The organism is Sinomonas sp. B1-1 (assembly GCF_050474465.1).
Classification (GTDB): Bacteria; Actinomycetota; Actinomycetes; order Actinomycetales; family Micrococcaceae; genus Sinomonas; species Sinomonas flava.
In genome coordinates, this window is the sequence record NZ_JBCHVF010000014.1 from 102,342 (window position 1) to 109,856 (window position 7,515).

Consider the following 7,515-nt stretch of genomic DNA (forward strand, 5'->3'; position numbering starts at 1 on the left):
GTGACCGACAGGACGGCGAGCCTCGCTGGAGCCCTGGGGCAGGCACTTGCAGGTATTGACGGGCTGAGCTTCTTCCATCTTCCCGATGGCATTGACTTTGCCAGTGCTGTGGATATCGTCCGGGCTGCCAACATTGCGCGCCCCACCGCCCCTAGCCCCTTTGCGATCCTAATCAATGCAGCTGCGAGCCAGCAGTCTGCCGGCAGTGAAGTCGTGGTCGTGTCGGCCAAAGAGTCGGTGCGCTATCGCCAAGGAGATCGCCTCGCCGTGGTGTACGGACGGCAGCCGGATCTGGCATCCTTCCTTCAGACGTTCACTGAAGTAGCTGGCCCGAGTTACCCTGACGCCGCTAACGACCGATTGGGCTTGCGCGAGGTCGCGCGGATCCTCCTTGAACGCCTCGGCGCTGAAGCTGGCCTGGATACAAAACCGGACAATGATGCGATCAAAGTTCTTGAGCGGTGTCTGGGGATGTTGCGGGTGCTCCACGTGGCGGATCAGCAAGGCGTCGGCAGCTGGAACGTGCGATGGTTCCGTCATGTGGAATCGGCGTTGCGGAATTTGGCCGAAGTTTTCAAAACACAGGTGAGCGAAGGTTCCGAGCTAGGATTTTCAGAGTTCATGGACAGGTGGTGCTTTGCGTCCTTCGGCCTCCCTCGGCCCGCGACCGTGACGAAGAGCGCGCCGAGTGTTGTTCGCGAAGTCGCGGATGCCTTCCATGAGTATTGGGCGGACGAAGACTCGCTCAAGCAGTCGTTGGCCCAGATCGCCATGCGTACGGACGACCCGTCCTTCAGCGCGGTCACCGCGGACGGGTATAACCAGGCTGTCCTCCAGACCGGCGACCCCAAGTCAGGGCTCGTTGCATGGGTCGCAGGTAGCCCGGAACGACTCGATGTCCTGTCCCGGATCAGCGTTGCCGATTTCGTGGATCCCTCGGGGACGGCATCCGACGCGTACTTGACCATGGATCTGGTCGGGAGGGGGAACCTCCGTCTCACCCCCGATTCTCTAACCACGCCGTTCATCGTTCCGCTGGCGACGGATCCACTCGTGGGCCGACGGCCCACGTCCGCGGAAATCGACATCCTCGTTTCCTGGACTGGTCCGGCGGACACCGTGGTGCCGCTCGACTTGTGCGGCATCGACGTTGTTCCCAAGGGCGCCGGAGCATGGGAAACGGAAGGGATCTCAGTAGAGCCGGGCCAGCTGCGAATCCGAGGGCGATTCCACCGTCCCGCTGGAACGGGTCGAAACGCGGCACCCTTCCGTGCTGCTTCGGTTGTCCTGCACGTGAACAGATCGCACGTACTCGCCTCCCGGATTCCTGGCAAGCCGGGCGTCAAGGTGTACTTCCTGTCTGCGGAGGAGGTACTCCTGATAGTCGCTCCCGTCCGGAAAGATGGCGCCCTCGGCAGACCCACCGTTCTCGAGTCGTCGGAAGAGGATCTGGAACCAACTGTCGAGGTCGTCCCGAACGAGTATGGCTATCAGGCGTTGCTGTGGCATGCAGATGCGGAGGCCGCTGTCACTCTCAATGGCAACCCCGTACCTGCTCATCCTGTCCTGTCCGAGGTCCGGACGGCCCAGTTCAGTGCCGGGGCCGACAACGATTTTTCAGCTGGTGACTACACCTTCCGTGTTCGCCCCGTTGCTGCAGGAAAGGGCCAACAGTCGGCGATTATCGCCGCAGCGCTGAAGGAACCAATCAGCGCTGAGCGCCCGAGCGCCGACGTTGAATCGTCTATCCGCGGACAATACGAAGCGCGTCTGGCCGAGGCCGTTTGTCTTGGAGACCGTGACTTCCTGCAGTCGCTGGGCCATGTAGTAATGCCCTCGGACCTGAGTTGTTCTCTGGACGGCGCAACCCCTCAGTGGGCGGGGGCCGTCCTGATGTCGAATCAAACTCGGGCGCTTCTACAGCCTCATCTGATGAACCTGACGTTCGACGACCCGTTCATCAATGGTCCGGAGGCCAGTCGGTTCCGGGAGGCGTTCGAAGCGCTGGAACTGCCCAGAATACTCGGCAGGCAAGCAGGAGCCTCAAGTTTGGGGTACGAGTGGCCTTCGAGGACTTCCGTTAGGGAACTGTGGCAGGATTCGCGGCTCGACGATTACCTGATGGCATATGCAGACCTCGTGCGCGCGGCCTCGGCCCTGCCTAACCACGCCATGCGGTTCTGGGCGGCATATCCGTTCTCTCTCAGCGTTTGGGACGTTAAGCAGGGCTATCACTGTAGTGCCGTTCTGCTAAGCCCTGTGCATCCCGTGAGATTGGCCTGGCTCGCTGGCAGCGAGTCGGTCCTTGACGCTTCGGCCCGATCCAGAGAACTCCTGGGCACCATCGAGGGCTGGAACTTCCCGGTGACCGGTCCAGGTCCGAAGAAGAACCGTCACATGATCGCCATACCGTCGGACGCCGGAGAAGACCAGATCTTCTTGGGCTGGTCCGTCCTGGTCCCTGCTGGGTCGGACGAGGGCATCGCCCTCAAGTCACCGGCCCGAATCGGCGACTATCTGGCGCCTGGAACTGCGGCGACAGGGCTGAATGGGGCGAGCGTCGATGCCGCGCTGCGATCCTTCAGGAGGATGCACCCGCATGCGACGACTTTGACGGTCGATCTTGCGGCCTCAGAGCCAGCAAACCGCGTCACAGAGATTGACAGTGCTGTTCTGAGAATGGCGCGGGACTGGTCGGCGAAGGAGTCCTTCCAAGGTGGTATCCGCGTTTACGACTCCGTCTTACGAGATGGAGCACCACCACGTGATGATGTAACTCGGATGGTTCGTGAGAATCGAGAACTGCTTGTGACGTGGTCAAGGTACCGGCATGACCCGTCGCGCCCTATCGCCTGCAACCTGCGCTTCCTTGAGGGAGCCGGAATCACCGCAAGGATCTCGGTCGAGGGCTTGGCGAAGGGGACAGTGGCGGAGGTTCCCCTCAGGCGGTTTGAGGCCCACGGTCAGTCCTTCGGCGCGTACGAGAGCCCGTCTTTTCCGGCGATTTCCGGCGGAATCGAGACGCCGTTCGTTGCGGCGCTCAAGCAGTTGGAAGGCGGTTCGCCAGCGATACATTCAGGGATGGTCTCCGCGTTTCTTGCCGATGAGTCGGCCGACTGGACGGTGCTTGGAGAAACCCACATCACCCCCGCAGTCATGGCTGGCATGATGGATCAATTCGGTGCCGGGCAGAAGATGCTATGGGAGTGGCGTCCACCGATCTTCGAGCGAGTGAAGGATAGGGCCGCCCTGATAGAGAGGCGCCCGCATATTTCAATCGCTCGCGTACCCGAAGCGTTCGGACACGAGCTAGAACATCTTTTGGTCAAAGCTGCCGGGGTGATTAGTGATTCACCTGCGCAGAAGAACTCTCTGAAAGAGCGAGTCCAGCGAACCTTGGGAAGGCGCGGAGTCGGACTGGCTTCATTGCTTTCGCTCGGAGGCACCCACGTGGCTGGCGCCTTGGGGTTCTACCTTGCCTTTGAACTGTTCGACCGTGCCCCTGGGCGCGGAGCCAGCAGGCTGGTCATCCCTGTCGACGCGGCCGACTACTTCCTCAGGGTTCTGGCAGGCGGTGCCGAGCACGGTCAGGACTACCGGCGTGCAGACCTGCTGTTGTTGGAACTCGGAGATGAAGAAGTCGTCATTTCGCCCGTGGAGATCAAGAGCTACGGATTGAAGTCCGCCGCGGGACCCGCCCACAAGCTGCCATCGGCTGAGAGTTCGGCATTCGATGATTCGCTCGAGCAACTCGCATCCAGTCTGAAGGTTGTTAAGGAGATTGAGAACACCGCCGGGTCCCTTGAAGACGGTGCCGATCGGGCGCTCTGGTTCAACGCCCTTGCGACTCTCGTAGAAACGGCAATCAAGCTTAAGCCCGCCGCCGACGAGCAGTCCGCAACTCTGTCTGACAGGCTGGACAAGGTCGCGCGAGGCCAGATGGCCGTCCGAGCCGGCCGCCCGATCCTGACCTACTTCGACTATCTGGGTGACGGCTCAGGAGCCAGCAGCTACTATTCCGGACGGCTGGGCAGTCGCGAACTTGGGGCCGTCGGTATGGTGGCCGATACGAGGGCCGTCTTTGCTGCCCTCGAAGACCCTGAGTCTGCTCTGATCGAGTCCTGGAATGACCTTCTCGATCGATCCGAAAGCCCGATCCACGGCGACGATCCGAGTCTTCGGCAGGGTCAGGATGATCCGTCGGATGACGACCACCGAGAGAACTTGACTACCAATATGGATCCCGGGGAAGCGCTCACGGGTCAGGCAACGGGTTCCCCTGTGACAGAGCGGGAGCCGGGCCAATCTGCTGGGGGGATCGTCGGGGATGGTGTGAGGGTGAATATCGGCCACGCTCTGGATTCCATTGGACATGCGGCCATAGATTTCTGGCCGAGCAATACGGGCCTGACTCAGATGAACGTCGGCATTGTCGGCGACCTTGGCACAGGCAAGACCGAGTTCGTCAAGGCGCTTCTGAGTCAGATTCGCTCGCAGGCAGCCGAACGGCAACCAGATGAATCGACGTCGGTGCTGATCTTCGATTACAAGGGCGACTTCCAGCATCAGGAGTTTCTGGACCGCGTTAATGGAATTGTGCTCCGGCCCTACAGGATGCCTCTCAATGTCTTCATGCCAGTGACGGACGAATACTCGAGGAAACCTCATCAGCAGGCCGGAGCGTTCGTCGATACGCTCTCCAAGATCTATAGCGGCATCGGGCCCGTTCAGGCCAGTGTCCTCAAGAAGGTAATCCGGGACATCTTCCAGGAGGGCAGGGAGCCGCTCCTCTCCGATGTCCTCGATCTGTATCTCGAAGAGCAGGGAAAGCCCGACGCTGTTTCCTCCATCCTTGAGACGTTCGTCTACGGGGAGATCTTCGATTACCATCGAGAGAATCTACGTAGTTTCCAGGAATTGCTGACAGGCCGTGTTCTCGTCGTTGCGCTGGACAAGCTGGGGCAGGACCAAGACGCAAAGAATGCGATTGTGGCACTCTTTCTAAACCTTTACTACGACCACATGATCCGTTCCACCAAGCCGCCGTTTCAGGGCTCTCAACCACAGCTTCGTTACTTGAAGTCATTCCTTGTTGTGGACGAGGCAGTCAACATCATGCGCTACAACTTCTCGGTGCTGATGGACCTCATGCTGCAGGGGCGCCAATTCGGCTTCGGAGTCATGCTGTCCAGCCAATACCTCTCACATTTCGATACAGGCAAGCTCAACTACGGAGAGCCCCTTAGGACGTGGGTCATCCACAGGGTGCCGAGCGTGTCGACGAAGCAGCTAGGAAATCTCGGGCTCAAGGGCGTGAGTGACAAGACCACCGACCGCATCCCCGCGTTCGACAAGCATCAGGTGCTGTACATGTCGTTCGGCTGCGCGGAGCCGAAGATCGTTCGGGTCACGCCATACTACGAGTTGGACCGCCTGTAGGCTTGCTAGTTGCGTGTCGCCTGGACATGCGGTGGGCTCGGGTGTGAGAATCAGAAGATGGCGTTCGTAGATATGTTCGAATCATGAAGTTCGTTGACCTGTTCTCTGGATGCGGAGGGCTGTCGCTGGGGATGGAGCGGGCGGGGGGAGCTCTGGTCGCCGCGGTCGAGAAGTCTGACATGGCTGCTCGGACGTTCTTCCACAACTATGTGGGAGACGCATCTGATCCTCGTAAGTGGGATCGCTACGTGGCTGCGAGCCTCGCGGAGCAGGTGCAGAGCAAGGTGATCGTGCGGCCGCTGGCCGATGTGCTTGGCGCCCCCGAGATCATGGCCTCCCTCCGCTCGACGGCTCTGGACGTGGTCGTCGGTGGGCCGCCATGTCAGGGCTTTTCAATGGCTGGCCGACGGAACAAGGCCGATATTCGCAATCGTCTTGCGTGGGAATACCTTGACTTCGTTGATGTGACCGAGCCCAAGGCCGTCGTGATCGAGAACGTGGTCGGTATGGGCAACAGCTTCGAGCCTGGTGAGGAGTCTTCATTCTCGCAGTTGCGAACAGCTCTTGCCGAGCAAGGCTCGGCTGGTTACGCGGTCCAGCCCGTTCAGGTCAACGCGATGCACTATGGGGCTCCTCAGCATCGTCCCCGGCTTATGCTGATTGCCCTGCGCCGGGATGTCGCTGATCAACTCCAGATTGGCGTCACTGATGAGGTGTGGCGCTCGTCGTTCGTGGATGAGCTCACGGAATGTCCCGCTCTTGCGCCGCGGCCAACAGTTCGCCGTGATGAGGTCTGGACCGTTCGCGATGCCATTTCGGACCTCAGCGACTGGAGGCTGATCCCGGGACAAGACCGGAACGCGGAGTACCTCAGGCGTCTCGGTGGACTGAGCGAAGCCGTTCGGCGAGCAGCGGGCGGCGAGGTCCCCAACCAGAATCGACGTCGCCACGGAGAACGAGTCGTCAACCGGTTCTCCCTCTATCGCTGGATGCAGCGGGCTGGTGTAGACCGGCTCCTGTTGTCGCGTATCGCTGCGACTCAGAAAGACTTTGTGGAGGTCGCAAGTCCATTCCTCGCAGAGGTGGAGTATCCGGTCGTTCTTCAGGCTGACGCCAACGACGCTGGACATAAGATCCATGACGAGGCTGCGCTCATCCAGTTCATGTTGCTTCTTGGCACTCGGAAGCACAGCCAGAAAGCGCTTGACCCTGAAAAGCCTGCGCGCACAGTGGTATCGCTGCCCGACGACTATGTGCATCCCGCCGAATCTCGCACCTTTACGGTTCGTGAACTCGCGCGCTTTCAGGGATTTCCTGACAACTTCGAGTTTATGGGGAAGGAAACAACGGGTGCACACCGTCGACGGGTCGAAGTCCCGCAGTACACGCAAGTTGGAAACGCGGTTTCGCCCTGGCAGTCGTATGCGGTTGGCAGGATGCTGAAGGCTCATTTAGAGGCCTTTGGCCGGGCCAATGAGGAGTCTCCGGCGGTCAGTTCTGGACAATTTGAGCAGCACTCCCTCGTGGCTGTCTAGGCGCTCAATCGCCTCAGGTGTGGCGGCCCGAAACGCAGGGGCGGCCGCTCCCCGTCGAACGCATCCCGAGTTGGCTCATTTGCTTAGTGCGTGAGTTTCGGGCGGTGGATGGCATCGAGGATGGCCTGCTGCTGGGCTGGAACGTCGGGTGCGAAGGTCTGTGCAGTGCCGTTGATGGCGATGGTCGCCGAGCGCAGTGGCCTGAGCTGCTTGACGACGTTGGCGATCGCGAGCCCTGTCCTGGCCTGGACCGCGCGGGAGACGGCCAGGGCCGTGAAGACGATGGTCAGGTGGGCCTCGATCGCGTCGCGGGTGCGGTGGAACATCGGTCTGGCCCGCAGGTCCGTCTTGCTCATCCGGAAGGACTGCTCGACGTGCCAGAGGTCGTGGTAGGAGCCTATGACCTCGGTGGCGGGCATGAGGGCGGCGGGGATGTTGGTCACGTAGCCCTTGAGCCCGGCGAGCTCGCGGGCACGGGCAAGTGAGGCCTCATCCAGGGTGGGCTTTCCGCCGGTGGTCTTGACGAAGCGCGGGGTCCGCG

Annotated in this window: 3 protein-coding genes; 2 read left to right on the plus strand and 1 reads right to left on the minus strand. The window is 60.8% G+C overall.

Going from position 1 to position 7,515, the window contains the following annotated elements; genetic code table 11:
* Both ACQ5BE_RS17060 and ACQ5BE_RS17065 read left to right on the plus strand, forming a co-directional pair.
* On the plus strand, window positions 1-5,439 hold the full coding sequence (locus tag ACQ5BE_RS17060) for a type IV secretion system DNA-binding domain-containing protein (protein WP_430298172.1): 5,439 nt from the start codon (window positions 1-3) through the stop codon (window positions 5,437-5,439).
* An 83-nt stretch (window positions 5,440-5,522) separates the two neighbouring features.
* Window positions 5,523-6,974 carry a DNA cytosine methyltransferase gene (locus tag ACQ5BE_RS17065; protein ID WP_430298173.1) on the plus strand — a complete coding sequence of 484 codons (1,452 nt, stop codon included), beginning with the start codon at window positions 5,523-5,525 and terminating at the stop codon, window positions 6,972-6,974.
* A gap of 83 nt (window positions 6,975-7,057) precedes the next feature.
* On the opposite strand, the gene ACQ5BE_RS17070 is transcribed toward ACQ5BE_RS17065, so the two are convergent.
* Window positions 7,058-7,515 (minus strand): IS1634 family transposase (locus tag ACQ5BE_RS17070; protein WP_430298174.1); only part of this gene is annotated, 458 nt, incomplete at its 5' end.

What these genes read in the sequence shown, in the direction of transcription:
- ACQ5BE_RS17065 (WP_430298173.1), top strand. Translation starts at nt 5,523, where the DNA reads ATGAAGTTCGTTGACCTGTTCTCTGGATGCGGAGGGCTGTCGCTGGGG.